Source organism: Odoribacter sp. N15.MGS-14 (genome assembly GCF_000980245.1).
Lineage (GTDB): Bacteria > Bacteroidota > Bacteroidia > Bacteroidales > Marinifilaceae > Odoribacter > Odoribacter splanchnicus.
Genome location: NZ_LARE01000052.1, coordinates 1 through 22,573, shown reverse-complemented (window position 1 = coordinate 22,573; position 22,573 = coordinate 1). Strand labels below are relative to the sequence as shown.

20 protein-coding genes are annotated in these 22,573 nt (G+C 42.3%); 5 read left to right on the top strand and 15 right to left on the bottom strand.

The window, feature by feature from the left end; all coding sequences use genetic code 11:
- From WS34_RS10945 to WS34_RS10915, 6 genes are all read right to left on the bottom strand, one after another.
- Positions 1-1,032 (bottom strand): carboxypeptidase-like regulatory domain-containing protein (locus WS34_RS10945; protein WP_046404803.1); only part of this gene is annotated, 1,032 nt, incomplete at its 3' end.
- A 383-nt stretch (positions 1,033-1,415) separates the two neighbouring features.
- Positions 1,416-2,582, bottom strand: coding sequence for a FecR family protein (locus tag WS34_RS10935; protein WP_046404800.1), 1,167 nt, complete (start codon positions 2,580-2,582; stop codon positions 1,416-1,418).
- A gap of 66 nt (positions 2,583-2,648) precedes the next feature.
- A complete protein-coding gene (locus WS34_RS10930) occupies positions 2,649-3,212 on the bottom strand; it encodes an RNA polymerase sigma factor (protein ID WP_286693724.1) in 564 nt (187 codons plus the stop codon).
- Between the two features lie 155 nt (positions 3,213-3,367).
- Positions 3,368-4,357: an aldo/keto reductase gene (locus tag WS34_RS10925; RefSeq protein ID WP_013613406.1), complete on the bottom strand. Its 990-nt coding sequence runs from the start codon at positions 4,355-4,357 to the stop codon at positions 3,368-3,370.
- Between the two features lie 55 nt (positions 4,358-4,412).
- Positions 4,413-6,836: a glycoside hydrolase family 95 protein gene (locus tag WS34_RS10920; protein ID WP_046404797.1), complete on the bottom strand. Its 2,424-nt coding sequence runs from the start codon at positions 6,834-6,836 to the stop codon at positions 4,413-4,415.
- A 173-nt stretch (positions 6,837-7,009) separates the two neighbouring features.
- Positions 7,010-8,305: an OmpP1/FadL family transporter gene (locus tag WS34_RS10915; RefSeq protein WP_013613404.1), complete on the bottom strand. Its 1,296-nt coding sequence runs from the start codon at positions 8,303-8,305 to the stop codon at positions 7,010-7,012.
- Positions 8,306-8,516: 211 nt separating this feature from the next.
- Here WS34_RS10915 and WS34_RS10910 point away from each other — a divergent pair, with 211 nt between their 5' ends.
- The gene (locus tag WS34_RS10910; RefSeq protein ID WP_013613403.1) at positions 8,517-8,723 is read left to right on the top strand and encodes an RNA-binding S4 domain-containing protein; all 207 of its coding nucleotides are present in this window, start codon (positions 8,517-8,519) and stop codon (positions 8,721-8,723) included.
- Between the two features lie 7 nt (positions 8,724-8,730).
- Here the strand turns inward: WS34_RS10910 and WS34_RS10905 are convergent, their stop codons facing one another.
- From WS34_RS10905 to WS34_RS10880, 6 genes are all read right to left on the bottom strand, one after another.
- Complete coding sequence (locus WS34_RS10905; RefSeq protein WP_046404796.1) at positions 8,731-9,111, bottom strand: SRPBCC domain-containing protein; 381 nt, start codon at positions 9,109-9,111, stop codon at positions 8,731-8,733.
- A gap of 73 nt (positions 9,112-9,184) precedes the next feature.
- Positions 9,185-10,423, bottom strand: coding sequence for a glycosyltransferase family 2 protein (locus WS34_RS10900; RefSeq protein WP_157741861.1), 1,239 nt, complete (start codon positions 10,421-10,423; stop codon positions 9,185-9,187).
- An 81-nt stretch (positions 10,424-10,504) separates the two neighbouring features.
- Positions 10,505-11,113, bottom strand: a complete 609-nt coding sequence (locus WS34_RS10895; protein ID WP_013613400.1) for an OmpH/Skp family outer membrane protein — start codon at positions 11,111-11,113, stop codon at positions 10,505-10,507.
- A gap of 113 nt (positions 11,114-11,226) precedes the next feature.
- On the bottom strand, positions 11,227-11,901 hold the full coding sequence (locus tag WS34_RS10890; protein WP_013613399.1) for a peptidase associated/transthyretin-like domain-containing protein: 675 nt from the start codon (positions 11,899-11,901) through the stop codon (positions 11,227-11,229).
- Positions 11,888-12,508 carry an RNA polymerase sigma factor gene (locus tag WS34_RS10885; protein WP_013613398.1) on the bottom strand — a complete coding sequence of 207 codons (621 nt, stop codon included), beginning with the start codon at positions 12,506-12,508 and terminating at the stop codon, positions 11,888-11,890. Before WS34_RS10885 ends, WS34_RS10890 begins: the two co-directional genes overlap by 14 nt.
- Positions 12,499-13,629, bottom strand: a complete 1,131-nt coding sequence (locus WS34_RS10880; protein ID WP_046404793.1) for a glycosyltransferase — start codon at positions 13,627-13,629, stop codon at positions 12,499-12,501. Before WS34_RS10880 ends, WS34_RS10885 begins: the two co-directional genes overlap by 10 nt.
- 177 nt (positions 13,630-13,806) lie before the next feature.
- On the opposite strand from WS34_RS10880, the gene WS34_RS10875 reads away from it, so the two are divergent.
- On the top strand, positions 13,807-14,994 hold the full coding sequence (locus WS34_RS10875; protein WP_013613396.1) for a 6-phosphofructokinase: 1,188 nt from the start codon (positions 13,807-13,809) through the stop codon (positions 14,992-14,994).
- Positions 14,995-15,070: 76 nt separating this feature from the next.
- On the opposite strand, the gene WS34_RS10870 is transcribed toward WS34_RS10875, so the two are convergent.
- Positions 15,071-15,310 (bottom strand): hypothetical protein, encoded by a 240-nt coding sequence (locus WS34_RS10870; RefSeq protein ID WP_013613395.1) that lies wholly within the window; start codon positions 15,308-15,310, stop codon positions 15,071-15,073.
- Between the two features lie 352 nt (positions 15,311-15,662).
- Between WS34_RS10870 and WS34_RS10865 the strand changes: the two genes are divergently transcribed.
- From WS34_RS10865 to WS34_RS10855, 3 genes are all read left to right on the top strand, one after another.
- Entirely contained in the window at positions 15,663-17,021 is a 1,359-nt protein-coding gene (locus tag WS34_RS10865; RefSeq protein WP_046403064.1) for a UDP-N-acetylmuramate--L-alanine ligase, read from the top strand.
- Positions 17,022-17,498: 477 nt separating this feature from the next.
- Positions 17,499-17,798, top strand: a complete 300-nt coding sequence (locus WS34_RS10860) for a hypothetical protein (RefSeq protein WP_229053262.1) — start codon at positions 17,499-17,501, stop codon at positions 17,796-17,798.
- 260 nt (positions 17,799-18,058) lie between these two features.
- Positions 18,059-19,420 carry a TrpB-like pyridoxal phosphate-dependent enzyme gene (locus WS34_RS10855; protein WP_046404792.1) on the top strand — a complete coding sequence of 454 codons (1,362 nt, stop codon included), beginning with the start codon at positions 18,059-18,061 and terminating at the stop codon, positions 19,418-19,420.
- A 106-nt stretch (positions 19,421-19,526) separates the two neighbouring features.
- Here the strand turns inward: WS34_RS10855 and WS34_RS10850 are convergent, their stop codons facing one another.
- The gene (locus WS34_RS10850) at positions 19,527-21,485 is read right to left on the bottom strand and encodes a tetratricopeptide repeat protein (protein ID WP_046404790.1); all 1,959 of its coding nucleotides are present in this window, start codon (positions 21,483-21,485) and stop codon (positions 19,527-19,529) included.
- Between the two features lie 180 nt (positions 21,486-21,665).
- A partial coding sequence (locus tag WS34_RS10845) for a Kelch repeat-containing protein (protein WP_046404788.1) occupies positions 21,666-22,573 on the bottom strand: 908 nt, incomplete at its 5' end.

Below are 22,573 nucleotides of genomic sequence, written 5' to 3'. Positions count from 1 at the left end.
ACTCTCAATATCGCTGATATTCAAACCCGCCAGATTATTTAAGCCCCTGGAAAAAGCCCCTTCTACACTATTGTTGAAATCCTCACCGTAATTCGCAGCTTCCAGCGGATTAGTAATATCCGATTGTCCGTTAATATAATTATCTGTCACCTGAGTCGGAATTCCATCGATCACATACAACGGATCATTCGTACCCAATAAGGATGCTCCTCCCCGGATACGTATCCGGACAGCCCCACCGGGCGAACCATCGGCTTTTACCACAGCAACCCCTGCAGCCTTACCAGCTAAAGCATCATCCACACTCATAAACGGAACATCTTTAATTTCTGCCGTTTTGACCGATACAACCGAACCGGTCAAATCTTTCTTCCTTGTTGTACCATATCCTACCACAACCACCTCGTCTATTTCGGCCGTCGCCTCCTGCATATAAATTTTCAAATCCTTCTGGCCGGTATATCTCACCTCCTGTGATTCCATTCCCATAAACGAAAATACCAAAATCATATTTTCCATTTTAGGCAATTCGAGTTTGAAAAGTCCGTTGACATCCGTTGCCACTCCCAAGGTGGTACCTTTTATCAAAACAGATACACCAGGCAAGGGAGTTCCGGATTTATCCATCACTTTTCCCATCACTTCGTTCCTTTGTTGAGGAGTTGCTGTTTCGGCTTTTGGTTTCACAATAATAACCTCCCCTTCATATACGAATTCCAGCGTTTTATCGCCGAAAACCCGTTGTAATACCGTCTCTACAGATTCATTTTTAGCAGTTACCGACAAATTTTGAAATTGTTGTAAATCCTCCACGTTGTAAACAAAATAAAGATTTGTTTTTTTCTGGATTTCTTTGAATAATTCCATAACTCCGACATTCCGAACATCGAGCGTCACCCGATATTGAGAAAAGGTTTTGGCCGAAATCGACAAACTCGTCACCGTCATCAATACAAACAATAGCTTCATCACACGTAAAAAATTAACCGGCTTTTTCTCATAAAAATGAGTCCATCCTGTGTTTTTTTTCATAAATTTGAAAAATTAAAAGGTTAGTATTTAGTTTTGACCTTACTGAATCCCGGATTGGTTGGCGCTGCTCCGGGATTTTCACTGAAAAAAGGTTCGTTTCTTTTGGTGGGAATCCGCTAAAAGAAAAATGGACAGATGGCAATTGAGAATTGACAATTATTGGAAGTTCCGCTTCCATGAAAAAATAAAAAAGAAAAGAAAAATGAGAGAAAGAATAAAGAAGATAATTATTGATTATCAGAAGAATAAAAAAGAAGCCATAGGTTTGGAGATACATTATCAATTGTCAAATGACAATTGTCAATTACCAAAGTATCCGCAGAACCCAGGGACTTTATAAACTTTATGGACTTTATAAACTTTCGACTGATTTAATCGAACGTTTAATCTACAATTATCGTCTTGCCTTTCACCTCGAAACGGACATGGGAAGTTTTTTCAATGACCTTCAACATATCGTCGATTTCCCGATAACGGGGCAGGCTTCCACTGAAATGACGGTTACGGGAAATATTATTACGGAAAAAGACTTCGATATCGTACCACAAAGACAATTCATCCATAATCTGTTCGATCGATTTATCTTCAAAAATATAGACTCCTGATTTCCAACCGATATAATTAGATACATCGACATTTTTAATCTCGGTCTCACCGGTCAAGCGATCGAACTGCGCCAACTGACCGGGCTTCAGCATTTTTTCAGCGAATCGTTCGGTTTTTATCGAAACAGCTCCCCGTACCAAAGTGGTCTGTACATAATCGGCAACCCGGGTATTGATATTAAACTCCGTCCCATACACCTTCACCTCGATACCGTCCGTCACGACAACAAAAGCTTTCTGCCGATCGTGAGCAACCTGAAAATAAGCTTCTCCTTTTAAATACACCCTTCTCATATCTCCTGCAAAATGTACCGGATACTTCAATTCAGAAGCGGAATTCAACCACACCCTGGTCCCATCACTCAGTACAATTGCATACTCACCTCCCCGAGGTACGATCAACTGATTCTCGGTATCTTCAATCCCTGCAGTCAGCGTATCGGAATAGATTAAACCATGATTACTGTTTTTAGCCTTTACCCCCTCTCCAATCTCGACATCAGCGGTTTCCGGATTCAGATTTACAGTCTTTCCCTCACCGGTTACCAAAATAGCCTTTTGTGTTCCGGGCAAAATAGTCGCCGTCGGCCGGTTTTCGGTCAATAAGGGCTCTTTTACGGATGAAGTCACCTGCCACCATAAAAAGCAAGCCATCCCTACCGACAAGATACACGAAGCAGCCACCCACCCCCCTATCCGTACCATCCGGTGCCTTCTTTTTCTACGTTCTGCAACGGTTAACCTGGCTTCGTAGGAAGCTTTGAACCGACGAATTCGTTCTTCCGTGGGCCGGAAACTTTCCGGAGAACACAGAAAAGTTTTTATTTCCCGGTAAAATTCCCGGTGTTCCGAAGATTCATCCAACCAAGCATTCAGCAGGTTCCGTTCTTCTTCAGATATATCCGATAATACACTCCGCTTTAAAAGTACCCAATCGATCTTCATGATCTTTAATCTTAGATACCTCTTAAACACGAAAAGATAAAATTTGTTTACAGGAAAAGTATTTTTTTAAAGAAAAGGAGTAAAAAAAAGAATAACGGCCAGATCATATTCCGCAAAACGCTGCCTCAACATCTCCATACCCCGGTGAGTTTGTACCCTCGCAGTACTTTCGGAAACATCGAGTTCTTCGGCTATTTCCTCAAATTTTTTCCCTTCAAAAAAACGCCGCCGACACACCTCCCGGCATTTCTCGGGTAACTCCAGCATCACCTCCTGAATTTTCCGCAACACTTCTTCTTCCTCTATCCAATCGACATTATCCGACCATAGACAAGCTTCCGCATATAAATTCATACGCCGGTCTTCCACCTTACGATCCCGCAAATAATTAAAACAACGATTCCGCACACTATTAAAAAGATACGACTTTAAAGAAAGGTCGTAATTCAGGATTTCCGATTTTTCATACAGACTGATAAAAATTTCCTGCACAATATCATTAGCCACATCTTCCCGAAACACAACGCGGACAGCAAAGGTAAAGAGCCGCTCGAAATACTTATCGAACAATATCGAATAAGCTTTCCGGTCGTTCTTGCGTAAACATTTTATTAAAATTTCATCTTCCACGCCTCGACAGAATATTTATCATCTATTTTACAAAAATATCTTAAATTTCCAATCGGGCAAGAGAAATAATGCAATTTTTTGATAAAACAATTACAATAGTCCAAACAGGGGGCGATATCAGATTTTATCCCTGAACCGTCCCAAAATAAGAATAATCATTTCAACATCTGATCGATTTGCTGATTGATAAATTGTAATTCTTCAGGAGTCAGGATTATATCGGCAGCTTTCGCATTCTGAATCGCCTGCTCCGGATTGCGGGCCCCGACCAAAGCAACGGTAATTCCGGGATGTTCGATCGTCCAGCGGATCACCAATTGTCCGAGAGTCGCTTTTTTCTCATCAGCCAAAGGTTGCAATTTTTCTAAAAAAGCATTCGTTCTTTTAATGCTTTCGTCTGTAAAAAAAGGGTTTTCTTTCCGATGATCGCCTTCAGCAAATCGGTATCCGGGTTGCATCTTACCGGTAAGTAAGCCACGTTCAAGCGGACTATAAGCGATCACTGATTTTTCATTACGGATACAATAAGGTATAATATCCCGGTCCATCCCCCGATTAACCATACTATAAGGAATCTGATCCGATACCAGATCGATCAGTTTAGCGGCATCTTCCAACAAAGCAGCATCATAATTACACACACCTGCATAACGTACTTTTCCTTGCTCTATCAAACGCTCTACTGCCTCGAAAGTCTCACTCAAAGGAGTCGTAGCATCCGGCCAATGGATCTGATAGAGGTCTATATAATCCGTACCGAGCCGCCGCAGACTGTCTTCACACTCTTTGATGACACTCTCTTTGCCGGCATATTTGTAAATATCTATAGGGTTGTCCTGATTATCTTTGCTTTTAAAAGCGAATTCACCTTGTGGCAAATCCCATCTCATACCGAATTTGGTCAGAATCTGTACCTGATCACGGGGAATACCCCGGATAGCCTCTCCAACAATCCGCTCACTCTCGCCTTGTCCATAAATCGGTGCTGTATCGATAGAAGTCACTCCACCATCGTAGGCCGCTTTTATGGCTTTTACAGCTTCGTCACGATTCGATTTTCCCCACATCCATCCTCCGGCAGCCCAAGAGCCGAAGGTGATAGCGGATAAGGTCAAGTCAGTATGGGCTAATGTTCTATATTCCATAATAGTTTTATCATCGATTGAAAACCCTTAAAATACGAAATAACCACCTCAGGAGTTACAACTTATATTTCATCACAATCTCACATTGTTCCCCTTCATCCAAAGCCAGATGGATAAAACCATTCTGAATATCATACTGTTGCCGGTCTACTTCTACCCGTTTCACTTGCTCCGGAATTTTCAACTTAAAAGCAGATTTTACCCTGGAATGTAAAGTCAGCTTCTCCAGCCGGCCGGCTTTCCAACTTGCATCGACGACACCTCCCCCACGTACACACAAGCCTTTAAAACTCCCCTCTTTCCAAACAGCAGGCAGAGCAGGCAAAACCTCGATAAATCCCTGCTGGCTCTGAATCAACATCTCGGCAATACCGGCACAACCGCCTAAATTACCATCGATCTGAAAAGGCGGATGGGCACAAAACAAATTGGGATAAGTTCCCCCGCCGGTATAATCTACTTTACCGCCGGTAACCACCGGTTTCAATAAATTTTTAAGCAATTCCAAAGCTTTGTCTCCCTCTTGCAACCTGGCCCAGAAATTTATTTTCCAAGCCATCGACCAACCGGTACCTCCATCTCCACGCCGTTGAAGTGTCTTACGGGCAGCTTCGGCCAATTCCGGGGTTTTGGCCAGGGATATCTGATTCGAAGGATACAAACCGAACAGATGGGAGACATGACGATGCCGGGGATCCACTTCCTCATAGTCTTCAAGCCATTCCTGCAAATATCCCCCTTTCGGACTGATTTGCATCGGCGGTAATTTATCCAACGCTTTCTCCAAAGAATCCGCAAATGCAGCATCTATCTCTAATAAGCGGGCAGCCTGTATTGTATTAGAAAATAACTCCCTGATAATCTGAGTATCCATAGCCGGCCCCATACAAACACTGACTTCCTTTCGGGTACCAGGCATATAAAAAGCATTTTCAGGTGAAGAGGAAGGGGCTGTAACCAGCCACCCCTGTGTAGGTTCCTCGATCATAGAAGAAAGGAAAAAACGGGAGGCTCCGCTTAACACGGGATAGACCTCCCTGAGGTACTCCTGATCGAGTGTGAAAGCATAATGTTCCCACAAATGCTCACAAAGCCAGGCCCCGCCGGTATTCGTGGCTCCCCAGGAAGCATGTTCTCCCGGAGCAGTAAAACGCCAGGGATTCGTCATCATATGAGCCACCCAGCCCTGAGCTCCATAAAAAGAATGAGCGGTGACCTCACCCGAAGTCACCAAATCCTTTACCAGATTTTTCAACGGAGTATGCAATTCCGATAAATTGACGATCTCTACCGGCCAATAATTCATTTGCAAATTGATATTCAGGTGATAATCGCCATTCCAAGGGGTTTGTACACTATTCGCCCACAATCCCTGCAAATTCAAAGGAAACGAATTTTCCCGCGTACCACTGATCAACAAATACCGGCCGTACTGAAAATACAAAGCGACCAAACCGGGATCTTCTTGTTCCTGAAAACGGGCCAAGCGCTGATCGGTAGGCAAAATATCCTGCGGAGTTCCTAAATCCAATTCCACGCGGTTGTATTTATATCGCCAGGCAGAATCATGCCGCTCCAACAAATAACCATAATCCATATTACCGGCAATCTGCATCAATTTTTCGACCCGCTCCGGGTAATCTGCCGCCCAAAGACTTGTCCCGGCGGACACCAGGACATAAGCCGTCGTCGCTTCTTTGACATGTATACAAGCCGAATCGGCCACTTGCCGGCCATCTGCAGTCCATACTTTCAGCTGCACCATATATTTCGTTCCGGCCTTCCCTTTCCCGTTATCCAATTGTCCTTCCATATAAACCACCCCATCATTAGCATAACAAGTGTAATTTTCAGGTCGGTCGATAGCAACATCAAAATCCAGCATTCCTTTCCGGTCGGCAGTCAACTTCATGATCATCACATCTTCTGTCTGGGAAACGAAATATTCCCGCCGGTATTTCACCTTACCTTTCCGGAAACAGGTCCAAGCCAAAGCTTTGTCCAAAGATAATCCTCTCTCATAAGCGGAATAACCGACATCGCTACTATCCGGGAAATGATATTGTAAATGCAGATTACCTAACAATTGAAAAGCGCCGTAAGGAGCGTTCGCCCCCTGTCCGAAAGCCGATCCTTGTCCTCCGCAAGCAAAGTGTTTATACATCAGTTCCTGGGCCTCATCGTTTTTTCCTTCCAATAACAGCCGGCGAATCTCAGGCAGATACTTCAAAGCTTCGGGATTACGAGTATCCTGAAAACTACCGGACCACATCGTAATATCGTTCAGGACGATAGTCTCCTGAACGACTCCCCCATCGGGCATCATCCCCAAACGTCCGTTTCCCAAAGGCAAAGTTTCCTCCCACCGCTCAGCCGGACGGGTATACCACAATTTAAGATCCGGTCGGGGCTGACAAGAACATACCGAGTAGATAAATCCCAACCAGACCGCCCATTGTACGAAAGTCATGTGTTTCATCTGTTCTGATTTAGCCGTTCCTAAGAATAGACAAATATATTTAATAAACGGTATTTATGTACATGTTTACACTAAATGTACGTTTAAATGCAAATATGTATATAACGGCCTCATAAAAAAAGCTATCCGAATCAGCTGATTTCGGATAGCTTTTGGGGAGGTCAATTCTATTCTCAAAAACGATAGGCCAAACCCAAAGAAGCAGAAACGGCATTCGATTCGTATTTCCCGGAAAACTTACCGCCGGGACTATATTTGTCCGGGTAAGAGCCATGCCGGCTGACTCCCTGTATATACAAAAAGGCAAAATCGATCTGCAAATTCCGGTAAGGTTCGAAAGAACACCCTGTCGAAATACCGATTTTTCCCATACCGGGAGTTTCCGGATTGTAATTATTTTTCCGGATCGGACTTTGATCATAGTATAATCCCAAACGAACATCCAACCGGTCTGTCGCCATATACTGGGCCCCGATCCGGTAGATCATCGTATTTTTATAATTTTTCTCTGCTTTTATATCCTCGATTTTCAATACTTTCTCATTGAAAACAACATTTAATGAATCGTAAGCACTCCAACCGACAAACTGCAAATCCAAAGCCAGTTCCCAACGATCGGTCGGCCGGTAACTAACCCCGAAAGTCGTATTCGAAGGCAAAGGCAACTGAGCATGAAAAGTCCCCTTATCCAAAGGAGGTATTTGTCCTGTTGCATCCAGCAGATCTTTTATCTTCTCACTGGCATAATCCAATTCCGCCGTCCCTTCTTTTACTTTCATCCGGACCCGGGAACGGTAAGAAAGACCTAAAGTCACTTTATCGCAAACATCATACATCACTCCGATATGATAGCCCAGTTTCACTTTCGACTTTCCATCCAAAGTGGCAGACACGGGTACAACATCCTGATAATCGGCACCCAGAATCGGCACCAAAGCTCCGACAGGCAATAAAGCTCTGGAAAGATTTACATTTCCCATAGCGATCTGTAAACCGACTCCAACACTCAGATTATCCAGAATTTTATACGAAAGAGTGGGCTGTATGATATATGATTTCAAGGTGATATCCTGAATCAGATGAGCTCCTTTCCAGGCTTGGGGCCATTTTAAAGAATTTCCATAAGGAGTAGTCAAAGAAATTCCGGCTGCCAGGTTATCATAAATCCGATATCCGACATAGGCATATACAGGTGTCCCTACCGAATTATCTGTCTTTGCAGAATAATCTCCGTTTTTGTACCTGGCATTTGAAAAAATACCGGATATCCCCACCGACATATCCATATGCCCATTGAGATACACCAAGCCTGCCGGATTGAAATGCATACTTTCGGCTCCTAATTTCATACCTGTCCCGACATGTCCCATTCCCGTCTGCTTTGTACTCAAAACGTTTACCTGATATCCTTCGGCAAATGCGGACGATAAGGTAACACTGGCCAGTAAGGATAAGAATAATTTCTTCATAAAAATTAATTTTCGTTCATAAAAGATTGTCCTGTAACACATTGCAAACAACCATCAAAATTTCAGAACGGCAAAAATAAATACTTTCTTTCCCGTTTGTTTCTACTTTACGGTATGTACCCCATATAAAGTTACAGGAATTCCGGGACAAAAGGTCCGTCCCAAAATCCCAAAAAAGTTGTATTTTTACACAGAATTTAAACGATCGGAAATGTTGGAATTTGAATTGACAGAAGATTATATCGAGCTGATCAAGCTGCTGAAAGTATTACAAATTGCCGAAAACGGGGCAATGGCAAAAACATTGGTGGAAAATGGAGAAGTGGTTCGTAATGGCGAACCGGAAAGCCGGAAACGGGCCAAAATCCGAAAAGGCGAGGTAATCAAAGTACTGGGCCAGACGATCAAAGTCATCTGATCCGGCGTCAATACATTTCAAGCATTCCTTTTATCGCTTCCAGATAATATTCTTTCCATCCCTCGGTGATCTCTTCGTACACATCTTCGGGGATATGGGTATGAGTCAAACCGACCAAAGTCCTGGCTCCCTCTTTTTTCAGGGTAATGCGGACGATAGATTGTTTTTCCTGCTCACCGAAAAACCATTCCTGTACCAACAGCTTACCGGGAACAACTTCCAGGTTAACACCTGTAATATCCCCTTCCCAAAGTGAAAACACATAACCTTCTTCAGCTTTCATATCAGCGGGATAGCCACTCCACAATTCAATCTGAAAAGGATTGGTCAATGCAGCGAAAACCTCTTCGGGATCGGCAGTGATCTCCATCTTGTATTCGAAATCCATATTTTTATTATTTGCTGACAAAGATATATCTTCTTATGTCAATTCCAGCTTCTCTTCCCCTCTTTTTCCACGCCTATCTGAATAACTTTCTGAAAATCTGAAGGGCACATTCCAAAGATTCGGCAACGGGTAAGTTCAATTCTGCCAGCAATTTATTGGCCGCAGACAAGATATCTATTTTCGAATAACAACTTTCATGCACAAAATTCAGATATTTCAACACACGGAAAGCATTGAAATTATCGAAAAACCGTTTCATAAATTGCTCTACAGAAGCACAGTTTGCATTGATCTCCGCCAAGACTGCAATTCCATTCATTTGGGATAAAAAAAGCCGGATATCCTTCGTCTGCTGTTGAAAATAGCCCGAAACACCAGCTTCATCCACTTTATAAAGGGTAGAAATTCCCTGAAAAAAACATTTTAAATCCCGAAAAGCCTGTGGGTGATATACCCGAAAATGTCCGGACTCCTGAACGATCTGCCGGACCGCCTGCCCGGTTCCAAAAGGGGTACGCCCCGAGAATCGCGGAGAAGGATATACCTGCGTCGACTGTAAGGTTGCATATCTACCGGTAGCGATCAATTTCTGCAAAAAATAAAAATCCTCTCCAGCCTGTCTTTTATTCATTCCTCCCTGAGCCACATAATCCAACGTCCTTACAGCAAAAGCCGATCCTATACAATGGTAGGCATGGGGATGACCGGTATACTCCAATGCCAAACGATAATACCTCAGATACAATTCGTATTTCATTATCGCCTCACGGGCCTGAACTGTCATATCGGCTTCTTCGAGACGGTGAGCATAAGCAATAGAAACGCCGGCCACAGATTTTTCCTGAAAATAACGGACCACCTCCTCCAAATAATTCGGTTCGACCCAAGTGTCAGCATCCAAAGAAAGAATAGGAGCATCGATTCGCCCGTTTCGGTAAAAAAAGGCAGCCGATAAATCCATAGCTATTTTCCGGGCCAATCCCACTCCGGCATATTTTGCAGGTAAATCGAATGCTTCGACCACTTCGAAGCGAAGCCGGTCGGTCTGTCTATCCCGAACATATCGTTTCAAAGTGTCAGACAACCCGATATTCCGGGTCTTTATTTCCTGCGGGCAAACTTCACTATGGTTCACTACAATCAAAACACCCGCCTTGATATTCATCACCGAACAACAGCAAAGTGAATCCAGGGTAGCAAAAATATCCGGATCGTTGAAAACGGGGATAATAACAATCACAGCAGTATCTGCCTCAAAAGAAAGCTGACGAGAGACCGGATTCCGACTGAAATAACGTTCAAATACCTTCATAAGCATAAACTGCTCCGATGGTTAACCCTTACCTATAAAAAAAGGCTGATCACTCAGCCTTTTCAAAAATCTTCTGTCATTTTATTTCTGACTATCGCCCTTTTTGTAATTGGCATTCAAGCGATCGACAATCTCTTTCGTGATATCGAAACCATCCTCGGCATATAAAACATTTCCACCCAACTGAGTACTCAATACAATACTGAATCCTTTCTCTTTGTTGTACTCTTTCAAGAAATTAGTGATTTCGTCAAAAAGCTGTTTGTTCAGTTCGCTTTGCTCTCTGGAAGCTTTATCCATCATCTCCTGTTGTAAGCGGCGGAAATTTTCTTGTTTCACCAACAATTGATCTCTGGCTTCTATCGCCCGGGCTTCGGAAATAAAACCGTTATTTTGCAATTTCCGTTGGAATTCGGTTCCTTCCTGATCGATTGCTTTCGCTTTTATATTCAATTCTGTCCTGCGATCTTCCTGTTTTTTCAGAAAAGCCTCGTTCAATTCGACTGCCAGCTGATAATTATTCAAAAGTGTATCCGTGTTGATATATACAATTTTTGTTGCATCGGCAGTACCGGCAACTTTACTGGTCATTGCAGTTTCCGGTGACTTATGGCCAGAAAAGTACAATACATAAAGTACAATCACTGCAACGAACAACACAACATTCAATACAATGGACAAATTCTTCATAAAATCATAACTTTATTAATACTAAATACTTGCCTATCTTTATTTTTCTCCGGTTAGCCCAACAAGGAAAAATTACAGACACAATAGCACTACAAAGATATATTTATCTTGAATCAATTATCTTGCTTTTCCTTTTTTTTCAAATAATAAATCTTCTTTAACAGATCGATTTCATTAGGATTGAGCCATTCTTTCTGATTTTTTACCCGCCGTCTCATTCGGAGCATTTTATAGGCATCGACCGACTGTGTACCGACTCCGATACCGACATCAACATGCCCTTTCATCTCGACACTCCGGGCATATTCGTTGAGCATCATCCGTTGATTCATATCGGCATCCATATAGTCTACAGGCGCATAAGCCTGCTTCAATATGCCGGTCATATTATTACGGGCATTGATCAGATTTTGTCTTTGCACCTCTCCCCACCGGCGTAAAATCAAAGCTTCTGATAATTGTAAGGTATCGGGAGACAGAAAAACCCCCATCATGTACCGATCTTCGAGCAAAGTATCGGGCATGACAACAGTACAAGGTTTATAGCCGACAAAAGTAAAGCGGACGGTATCTTTACGACCGATTTTCAACACAAAGCATCCCATTTGATCGGAAATAGTTGCTTTACCTTCACCATAACGACAAGTCACATTAGGAAGTGTCTGTGAATCCTGAGTGTCGAAGACTACTCCGGAAAATACAACACTATCCGAAACGACGACCCTCTGTGCACAAACAATTGGAGAAAGAAAAATAAAGAATAAAACGATAAAATTAATTTTTACCATGTTCCTTAGCAATCTCGGTATGCTGTAAAATATTCAAGAGTAGTTCCCGAGCCCGGAACAATTGAGCTTTCACCGTCCCCAGAGGAATAGCCAGGGTATCGGCGATTTCTTCATATGAAAATTCGTCGAAATAGCGTAATTCGATTAACCGGCGATATCTTCCTTTCAAAAGAGCGACCTTTTCCCGCATAAAATCGGCACGTTGCTGACGAATCGCTTCTTCATCCGGCGTTCTGACATCAGCTGGAATACTATTGATATACCCTCTGTCTTCAGGATTGATATCGTCGACATCCAAAGACACAGTCTGCGCCTTTCTTTTCCGGATAAAATCGATCGTATTATTCGAAGCAATCTTAAACAGCCAGGTGCTGAAAGCAAATTGTGGAGAATAATAGTTCAAACTGGCAAATGCCTTCTCGAAAGCCTCGAACATCAAGTCTTCGGCATCAGTCCGATTGTTTACCATTTTAAGGATCATAAAATATACAGAATCCTTGTAACGCTTAAAAAGTTCCCCATAAGCTTTCTCATCTCCGGCAATTGCGTTACGAACTATCTTATAGTCGTATAAAGCTTTTTCAGATAAGTTGTTAGTTATCTCCATTTCTTTGCAGTAAATATTGAATAAAAATTATAATACCATTGAAATATAAAACCCAAGGTATTTACAGTGAACGAAGTTAAGAATAATTTCCTTTGCCCCAGATGTTTTAATACCACATTTATTACTATAAAATCTATTAAAAATGTTAATATTATAATTCCGGCACTGTATTCACGTAATGTTCCTTGTATAATAAAATAAAATGCCGACAAATAAACGATACTTTCAACGATAAAGTCGACATCGCTACTCAAACGCACAGCCAATGGCCACCGACGTTTCGTAGCATAATAATAAGAATAATCATCTTTCCAGGCTTTTTTCCGCTCGTCACAGATCATCACCCGGGTATCGGGGTCTTTTACCACTTTGACCGTTCCTTTTTTAGCCATATCTTTTACGATTTCTGTATCGTAACCGATATATTCCTGGGTATTAGCGGTAAACCCTCTTTTCTCCAGATAGTATTTTTTCCGGTATCCCATATTATTACCATTTCCGACCACCTGTAGTCCCCGTCTATTCAGCACCATCGTCTTCCAGAACCACAAGAACCGGAAATAACACCTGAATTTTCCTCCCGCACCGTCTACCGGATAATTGGAGTATCCGATCACGACCGCCGTATCGGGCGTAAAATAAGAAGCCATCGCATGCAGCCATCGCCCGGATCCGGGCTTACAATTAATTTCAGAAAAAAGCAACACATCATATTGTGCCGCGAGGACACCTATATTAATAGCAATCTTCTTCGTACGCCGGAATTTCGTTTCAGGAAAAATCCGGGTAGTCTTCAAATGCGGGTATTTCTGTTGCAAATCGGATAAAACATCCTGCGTCTCATCCTCGGAACATTCGTCTACGACAATCACTTCATATTTCGGATATTCTTGGGTCAGAAATGCTTCAAGATTCTGTTTCAATAGCTCGGCCTTATTCGAACAGGTAATAATTACCGAAACTCCTTCCTCGGGTTCTACAGTTGCCGGTCTTTTTTTAGTGGTAAGTACCGTACTGCGTAAAATGATCATAATCAAATGGGCAAAAAAAAGGAGGATCAACAACAGGAATAACCAACCATTATAGCCTAATCCTACCCAAAAATCAACAAAATTATTCATTTCAAATTAAAAAATCATAAACCTCTATAAAGCCATAAAGCGCTTTATTACATCCTTTTCTAAATACATTCAAAAAAAAATCACACAAATATAGTCACTTATTGACGATTTATTTTGCTATTCAGAATATATTTTATCACTTTTAGTGTGAATTTACTAACATTAATTTCAATTACTATGAATCAGAAAGCAAAAGGAATTATCGGTATTTTAACCGGAGGAGGAGATGTACCAGGATTGAATCCCGCCATCAGAGCAGTCACCATACGTGCCTTACGAGAAGGGTATAAAGTGATCGGAATCCGGCGGGGCTGGAAGGGTTTGGTCGATGTCATCCGGGACAAAAAAGTAGATAATTCATGTAATTATTTCGAGTTGACCGAAGAAATCGTAAATAAAGCAGGACGAACAGGAGGTACTTTTTTACATTCATCCCGGACACGTGCTTCGCATGTCCCCCAATCAGCCGTTCCCGAACATCTGAAGGACAAATACAATGCAGAAATAAACGATTTAACCCCTGAAGTCCTGAAGAATCTGGAATTTATCGGCATCGACTACCTCATCCCAATCGGAGGAGACGACACCTTAAGCTATGCCGTACGCCTGAGTCAGGAAGGAGTAAAAGTAGTAGCGATCCCGAAAACGATGGATAACGATGTACCGGGTACGGACTATTGTATCGGTTTCAGTACCTGTATCACCCGGACGATCGAGCTGACCCATGACTTGCGAACTTGCGCCGGTTCACACGAACGGCTGCTGGTACTGGAAGTCTTCGGACGCTATGCCGGTTTCTCAGCCATGTTACCGACACTGGCAGGAGCAGCAAACCGCTGTGTGATTCCCGAATACCAATTCGATATCGAACGGTTAGCGGAATTATTATGCCAGGACCGGTATACCAATCCGAGCAAGTATTCAGTGGTACTGGTATCCGAGGGAGCTAGTTACAGCGGCGGCCAGATGATGTTCCAAAGTGATGAAGCGGACATGTTCGGTCATAAGAAATTAGGAGGAATTGGAGATTATGTTTCCAACGAGCTTAAAAATCTTTCTCCTAAGTTCAATAAAGGGGAAACCATCAATGTCATCAATCAAAAACTTGGTTATCTGGTACGTTGTGGAAATCCGGATGCGATGGACTCTATCGTGCCTATGGCTTATGGTAATCTTGCACTCGATTTAATCTCTAAAGGAATGCACGGGCGTTTAGTCATTTTAAGAAACGGACGTTATGATAATGCACCTATAGATATTGTCACCAGTAGTAAAAAATTGGTCGATATCAATAAATTCTATAATACCGATCGTCTGCGTCCTCAATACAATAGCTTCGAATTTATGCCGCAAATGATTCTTTAAAAGCTAAAGGCTAGAGGCTAAAGGCTAAGAACGATTAAACGCTTATAGCTTTTAGCCTTTCGCTTATAGCTTTAAATTACTTAGTTTTTTTAGGGGTCGGTGCCTTTTGTTTCATAGCGGCAGAATCGGGAGCGATGCTATCCACTGCAATAACGACAGTCTCTGACTCGATAACGGTTACTGAATCAGCGGGTTGCTCTGTTGCCTGAACTTTCGCCTGTTCCTTTTTCTTCTGAGAATTTCCGCAAGCGGCCATAAACAATACTACTGCAACCATTGTAGTAAAGACCCAAGCTGTAGAACCTTTTGTTTTCATTTCCTGTTTTTATTTAGTATTACAGAAAGATTTTACGCAATCCTGAACAAAAAGTTTTATTACAGGTCGCCGGACATACGGTTCCGGATGATTTTTTCGAAAAAATAAGGGTAAATCCGATATCCGAAAGGCTCACACCCTTCGAACAAAAGTATTCTCCGAAGACCAGAAAATAAATAAATCTCATGTACTGATTTTAAATTACACAAAAATTTGTCACGACTAATTGTATTTCTCTTTGCAAATTGTGTACCTAAAACAACTATCTTTGTCCTATAAGATTATCGGATAGCACACAGAACTAATTTATTTACAATCGATTGAATATCTACAACACTATAAAAATAAGTTTATGAACATACATCTTATTGCTATCGGGGGAAGCGCAATGCATAACCTGGCGTTAGAACTTCATAAAAAAGGATATCAGGTGACCGGTTCGGATGACGAGATTTTCGAACCCTCGAAATCCAGATTAGAAGCAGCAGGCCTGTTACCGGAAAAGTGGGGTTGGTACCCGGAACGCATCACCTCCCGTTTAGATGCCGTCATTTTGGGTATGCATGCCCGGGAAGATAATCCGGAACTACAAAAAGCACAGGAACTTGGAATTCCGATTTACAGCTATCCGGAGTATCTGTACGAGCAAACCAAAAACAAATTACGGGTCATCGTCGGCGGAAGTCATGGAAAAACGACCACAACTTCGATGATCATGCATGTTTTGAAAACATGCGGAATAGAATTCGATTATATGGCCGGAGCTTTATTGGAAGGCTTCGATACCATGGTTCACCTGAGCGACCGAAGTAAAATCGCTGTTTTCGAAGGAGACGAATATCTTTCTTCTCCCATCGACAGACGCCCCAAATTCCACCATTATCACCCCGATATCGCTATCCTCACCGGCATAGCCTGGGATCATATGAACGTTTTCCCTACTTTTGAAAACTATGTAGAACAATTCGCTCTTTTCACCCAACAGATCACTCCGAACGGTAAACTCATCTATTACGAAAATGATGAAAATTTACGACAGATCGCCTCTCGGGTACCTGCTTCTGTACAAGCGATCCCATATACAAGTTTTCCTCATTATACCGAAGAAGGAACCACTTATTTAGCAGGTAGCTTACCGACCCCTATTCAGGTATTCGGAGAACATAATCTGCAAAACATTTCAGCCGCCTATCTGGCTTGTAAAGAATTGGGCATCGACGAAACCGCTTTTTTAAAAGCCATCGCTACTTATAAGGGAGCAGCCAAACGCCTGCAAAAAATAGCCGAACAAAACGATACAGTCGTATTCCTCGATTTCGCCCATTCGCCATCAAAATTACAAGCGACCATAAAGGCTGTACGGGAACAATATCCCCGACGCAAGTTAATCGCTTGTATGGAATTACACACTTTCAGCAGCCTGAATGCAGCTTTCCTTCCACAATATCGTCATACCATGGACCTGGCAGACGAAGCTATCGTATTTTTTAATCCGGAAGTCGTAAAGCATAAACGCTTACCTGAGATCAGTTCCGAAGATGTCAGAAAAGGTTTCGACGATACGCAATTGAAAGTATTCACGGATAACCGGCAATTACTAGAAGAGCTAACACAAAAGAATTACGAAAATAGTGTATTGCTCATTATGACTTCGGGCAATTTTTCAGGCATCGATATAAAAGAATTAGCCACGCAACTCATTCATAAATAAAATATGAGGGTGTCCAAAAAGGCAAAATACCCCCTTGTAGAATCGGATATTTGATTTCAGTCTCCAATAGGGATACGAATAAATCGAGGGTGCCAAATACTTTTTGGACACCCTCATCTCACCAAGCTTCTCCTCTCTCCGAACAAGAACATATTCGTATATTATCTCAAACAAATTATACGAAACAACTATTATCAATCCATTTTGTGACGTAATTTCAAAATTTAATTATAACTTATAAACGAAGGCTAAGGCAAATGTAAATAATTTTCAAAAGAAACACAAGAAACGGTCTTTACAAGTAAACATTTTTATATTGCGTCAACCATGGATATGTCAATAAATCAAAGGCTTGCTAATTTTCTCTATGAGAAAAAAATTTCACAAGAAGAATTACGAATTAAACTTGGTCTGAAGACACGTCAACAAGTGAGTAACTGGTTAAATTGCCGGGATCACATACCAGACAAGCATCTGATGGGAATTATCCGTCTATTCCCGGAACTAAATGCCAATTGGCTCATCCGTGAAATAGGAAGTCCGCTTATAGACCAAAAATCTCTCCGGCAAATCAATCGGAACGAATTCGGTTTCTGCGAGGAATGTTTGGAAAAAGACAAAGAAATAGAAACCCTGAAAACCCTACTACTCAAGAAAGAAGAAGAAATCGAGAAAAAAGAAAAAGAGATGCGAGAATCTTGCCGGGAATTAGGGAAAATGGAAGAACGTCTATCCCAATTCGAAAAAGTATTAGCACAAAAAGAATGTACCCATTAGAATAAAAATCCATTATTATTTGGAATTTAAAAAAAATCATTTCTATATTTGTTGCATCAAAAGAGAATAGAAGAGATGACAAAACAAAATCACATGACTCAGAATTGGTGGTGGCGCCGGTTGAACTTCGTAATAAACGATGAGGTAATGTGATTCTATTGTATAAAAGAACTGAAACGCCTGATGTTTATTACGAACATCAGGCGTTTTTCTTTTGCTTAATCATTAAAATCAGATAAACACACTAAAACGCAAACAACATGAAAGGAGACAAGAAAATTACCCTGACAGAAAAAGAATTACCGACCCACTGGTACAACATCGTGGCGGATATGACCAACAAACCGTTACCTCCTCTGAACCCTGTAACCAAACAAGCAGCCAGTAAAGAGGACTTTTTGCCTATTTTTGCCGAAGAGTTAGTCAATCAGGAATTTTCGCAAGAACGTTTTATCGAAATTCCTGAACAGGTACAAGATTTGTACAAAATCTGGCGTCCGACTCCGCTAGTCAGAGCTTATGGACTGGAAAAAGCCCTGGATACCCCGGCCAGGATTTATTTCAAAAACGAAAGTACCAGTATGGCAGGATCACATAAACCCAACACCGCCATCCCACAAGCCTATTATAACTATAAACAAGGCATCAAACGCCTGACCACCGAAACAGGCGGAGGGCAATGGGGATCTGCCCTGAGCTTCGCAGCCCGTTACTTCGGAATAGATTTAAAAGTATTCATGGTGAAGGTCAGCTATAATCAAAAACCTTACCGTAAACTGATGATGAACACCTGGGGAGCCGACGTCATTCCCTCGCCGAGCGAACTGACGGAAGCCGGAAGAAAAATCCTGAGCGAACATCTCAATTCTTCGGGTAGTTTAGGTATCGCAGTATCGGAGGCTGTTGAAATGGCAGCCAAAGATCCCCAAACCAACTATACCATCGGCAGTGTATTGAACCATGTATTGATGCACCAAACCGTCATTGGAGAAGAAGCTATTCTTCAAATGGAAAAGGCAGGAGCGGAACCCGATGTGGTGATCGGTTGTTTTGGCGGTGGCTCGAACTTCGCCGGTATCGGCTTTCCTTATTTACGCAAAAAACTAACCGAAGGGAAACAGATCCGGGTTGTTGCGGTAGAACCTCAATCCTGTCCGAAACTAACCCGGGGAACCTTCCAATATGATTTCGGCGATACCGTAGGGCTGACTCCTCTCATTCCCATGTATACCTTAGGCCATAATTTCGAACCGGCCAATATTCATGCCGGAGGACTTCGCTACCATGGAGCAGGAGCGATCGTCAGCCAATTATTAAAAGACCGGTTGATCGAAGCTGTAGATATGCCTCAGCTAGAAACTTTTGAAGCCGGAGTACTATTCGCCCGTACCGAAGGAATTATCCCTGCACCCGAATCGACCCACGCCATCGCCCAGGCGATCCGGGAAGCCCAAAAGGCCAAAGAAGAAGGAAAAGAAAAGACGATCTTATTCAATCTTTCGGGTCACGGTATGATCGATCTGTATGCCTACGAACAATACTTCGCCGGTAACCTGCAAAATTATACCATCCCCGACAGTGAAATAACCTGCTCACTGAAAGATTTGGAGAAAATTATTTAAAAGCTAAAAGGCTATAAGCTAAAAGCGATAGGCTAACCCCACTCGCCTTTAGCTTTTTGCCTTTAGCCTTTAGCTTTTTGCTTTTTGCTTATAGCTTTCCCGCCTTTCAGTTTTCCTTACAATAGCGCTTGATAACATTATAGGCGCTCACGATACCCAACTCACCGGCTTTACTCAAATCGGCATTTGCCAAAGCTTTTTGGCCGGTATAGATATACAATAGTCCCCGGTTGAAATAGGCTTCGGCAATATCCTTATCGAGTCTCAATACCTGATTAAAAGTTTCGATAGCCCTCTCGATCTCGCCATTTTTGGCATATACATTGGCCATATTGAATAAGGCAAAAACAAAATCAGAGTCTATCCGGAGACATTCATTATACCCTTCTATGACCTGAGAATAATCTATCTTGCGTTGCATTTGCTGTTGTTCACCGACAATACGGGGAGTCTTATCATCCACAGATTCGATATAATCGAACATTAACATTCTGGCATTAGCTAAATTAAACAGTGCCAAAAGATTATCAGGTTCTTTCTCCAATATCGCCGAAAAGTCTTCGATGGCTTTGGCATACTCCTTTTGATTGAGATAAATACTTCCCCGGATCAAATAAGCATCCGTATCCCCTGTCTGCATTATCCGCCCGGTCAGCTCTTCGACATAAGATTCTGCAAAATCGGCCGGATATACCAAATCTTTATTACATAGCGTAATAGCCGGATTATAATTATGTGCCTGATTATAATCCATAATATGCCGGTTATAATATTGTACTTTACCACTTCTCAAGGAATCCAGGCTCAGGTATTGCACATAAAATACATCCTGCAATTCGATGATCACTTTCTTATCCTGCACCCGTCCGTTGATCACATCCCGCACTTCGTCATGCCGGGCATTGATATCGATCAACTTCTGGAAATTGGCCGTAGTATCTACCAAAGCATTCTTATCTCCTTCTTTCATCCGCTTATAGCGATCCATGATCTGCATCGCCAAATAATGATCCTTATCGGCAGCCTCGAAATCCTTTAACTCCTGATTAACGGCCGCCCGTGCCAGATAAGCTTTCACAAAATCCGGATACAAATGAATACTCTCAGTGAAATCATCGTAAGCCCCATACCAATCCCGGATATCCATTTTCAGCAATCCCCGGTTGAAATAAATCAGGATATTATCGGGATTCATTTCCACCACTTTATCCAAATCCCGGATAGCCGCATTTTTCTCGCCAACCTCTGCCCGCAACATAGCCCGGTTGTAATAAGCATAAATATAATTGCTATCGATCCGGATCACTTCACTATAATCGTTCAATACTTCCGGATATTTCTTCATTTCATACCAAACCATCGCCCGGCTCATCAATATACGCTTATTCTCGGGATTAGCTTTTAAAGCCCGGTTAAAATCTTCGATGGCATTGTGATACTCTTTATGCTGAAACCACAAATATCCTCTCAAACCGAAAGCATCGTCCGAAAACATATTCAACCGGATAGCAGAAGTACAATCGGCCATCGCTCCCTCCCAATCGTCCAGTTTTTCCCGGACCACAGCCCGGTTTAAATAAGCGGCTACCAGTTTACTATCGATCATCAACGCTTTCGAGTAGTCTTTTTCAGCAGCCTTAAAATCCCCCATTTCAGCTTCGGTAATCCCCCGGTTGGCATACACATAAGCATCCCTGGGCTCTAAAGCGATCGCCTGAGCATAGTCGGCCATCGCCTCCTCATATTTACGTAAGTTATGCCAAGCCACTCCACGATACATATAAGCATGAAAATAATTGGGATTCAACTCGATAGCCTTCGAATAATCCTGTATCGCCCCTTCATAATCATCCAGATTCAATTTGGCCAGCCCCCGAAAGAAATAAGGCTCCGACAAATAGGGCTTTACCCGAATAATGTTATTAAAGTTATCTATAGCAGAAATATAATCATCGAAATAAATGGCATTTTGTCCCATCCGGAGGATGTTATTGGTATTCCACTGAGCATATCCCCTCCAAGAACACAGGAACAAAAAAGCAAATAAAATAAACGTTCTCCTCATTTTTCTCTAAAGTTTATGCGCTAAAGATAAATAAAAAAGATATCGGATACAAATAAAGCCCAAATGGATCGTTGGTATAACATAACTTCAAAAACAGACGGATCAAAAAAGATGGAGCCCAAGAAGAGCCCCATCTTTATATCATTCCGCTTTCAAAATCCGAATCGATCCGGCAACGTACTATTCACGAGGTGCATAGTCGTTATCATCGTCTTCGTCGATTCCAGGAGTGAATTTCCAGGTATCGATGTCTATCGGAGTACTCATCGACGATCCTCCGGTAGTCACATACCCGTAATCATTAAAGGTAAATCCTACGGCATAGGCACGTCTGTTCATCGCAGCAGGCAACTCGGTCACTTCATCCCAACGGTCAGTATCGATATTATATTCCCAGCAAGTACCCGGATAACTACCGTTACCTGTAGCCACATATCCTTTCAATACACCTCCATCTCTTGAAGACACAAAAGCAACGGCATATGCGCGGGGAATCTGATTGTAATCATTGTCGAAACCACGTCCGTCCTGATCAACCAAAGGCTCTTTATCATCCCAGGTCGTACCGTCGAAGGTATATACATCCCGGCGGAAATTGGAGCCGGAAGAAGAAGCAGCACCAAGACATACCACAGCTTTGTCTTTGATCACAAAAGCAACGGCACCACAACGGGGATCGCCAGGGAAGTTAACGTTACTCCAGGCATCATCTCCTGGTTTAGAGGGATCGAAACAATAAATATCGTTCACCACCATTGCACCGCTAACCAGTCCGGTCCCGACATAACCTTTACCATTTAAAGAAAAGGCGATACCGTCTCTACGTCCACCATCTACACGATCCTTAGGCTTCGGTAATTTAGTGGCAGGAGCCGAACTCCAACTAACTCCATCGAAAGTATAAAAATCGTCATAATATGTTTCGACACCCAAAAATTCACGGTATCCGGTTCCGACATAAGCCACCTGATGACCTTCTTCACCGACGACGAATGCCACAGCACCGGCACGTCCAACAGCAGGAAAATTGGCGACAGAGACCCACGATTTACCGTTAAACTTCCAGAAATCCGTCAGATATTTATCCT

Coding starts and splice junctions, on each gene's coding strand:
- WS34_RS10880 (WP_046404793.1), bottom strand. CDS start 13,629: ATGAATAATTTTGTTGATTTTTGGGTAGGATTAGGCTATAATGGTTGG.
- WS34_RS10890 (WP_013613399.1), bottom strand. CDS start 11,901: ATGGTAAAAATTAATTTTATCGTTTTATTCTTTATTTTTCTTTCTCCA.
- WS34_RS10870 (WP_013613395.1), bottom strand. CDS start 15,310: ATGAAAACAAAAGGTTCTACAGCTTGGGTCTTTACTACAATGGTTGCA.
- WS34_RS10905 (WP_046404796.1), bottom strand. CDS start 9,111: ATGGATTTCGAATACAAGATGGAGATCACTGCCGATCCCGAAGAGGTT.
- WS34_RS10850 (WP_046404790.1), bottom strand. CDS start 21,485: ATGAGGAGAACGTTTATTTTATTTGCTTTTTTGTTCCTGTGTTCTTGG.
- WS34_RS10865 (WP_046403064.1), top strand. CDS start 15,663: ATGAACATACATCTTATTGCTATCGGGGGAAGCGCAATGCATAACCTG.
- WS34_RS10875 (WP_013613396.1), top strand. CDS start 13,807: ATGAATCAGAAAGCAAAAGGAATTATCGGTATTTTAACCGGAGGAGGA.
- WS34_RS10915 (WP_013613404.1), bottom strand. CDS start 8,305: ATGAAGAAATTATTCTTATCCTTACTGGCCAGTGTTACCTTATCGTCC.
- WS34_RS10925 (WP_013613406.1), bottom strand. CDS start 4,357: ATGGAATATAGAACATTAGCCCATACTGACTTGACCTTATCCGCTATC.
- WS34_RS10935 (WP_046404800.1), bottom strand. CDS start 2,582: ATGAAGATCGATTGGGTACTTTTAAAGCGGAGTGTATTATCGGATATA.
- WS34_RS10860 (WP_229053262.1), top strand. CDS start 17,499: ATGGGAATTATCCGTCTATTCCCGGAACTAAATGCCAATTGGCTCATC.
- WS34_RS10855 (WP_046404792.1), top strand. CDS start 18,059: ATGAAAGGAGACAAGAAAATTACCCTGACAGAAAAAGAATTACCGACC.
- WS34_RS10900 (WP_157741861.1), bottom strand. CDS start 10,423: ATGAAGGTATTTGAACGTTATTTCAGTCGGAATCCGGTCTCTCGTCAG.
- WS34_RS10920 (WP_046404797.1), bottom strand. CDS start 6,836: ATGAAACACATGACTTTCGTACAATGGGCGGTCTGGTTGGGATTTATC.
- WS34_RS10885 (WP_013613398.1), bottom strand. CDS start 12,508: ATGGAGATAACTAACAACTTATCTGAAAAAGCTTTATACGACTATAAG.
- WS34_RS10895 (WP_013613400.1), bottom strand. CDS start 11,113: ATGAAGAATTTGTCCATTGTATTGAATGTTGTGTTGTTCGTTGCAGTG.
- WS34_RS10910 (WP_013613403.1), top strand. CDS start 8,517: ATGTTGGAATTTGAATTGACAGAAGATTATATCGAGCTGATCAAGCTG.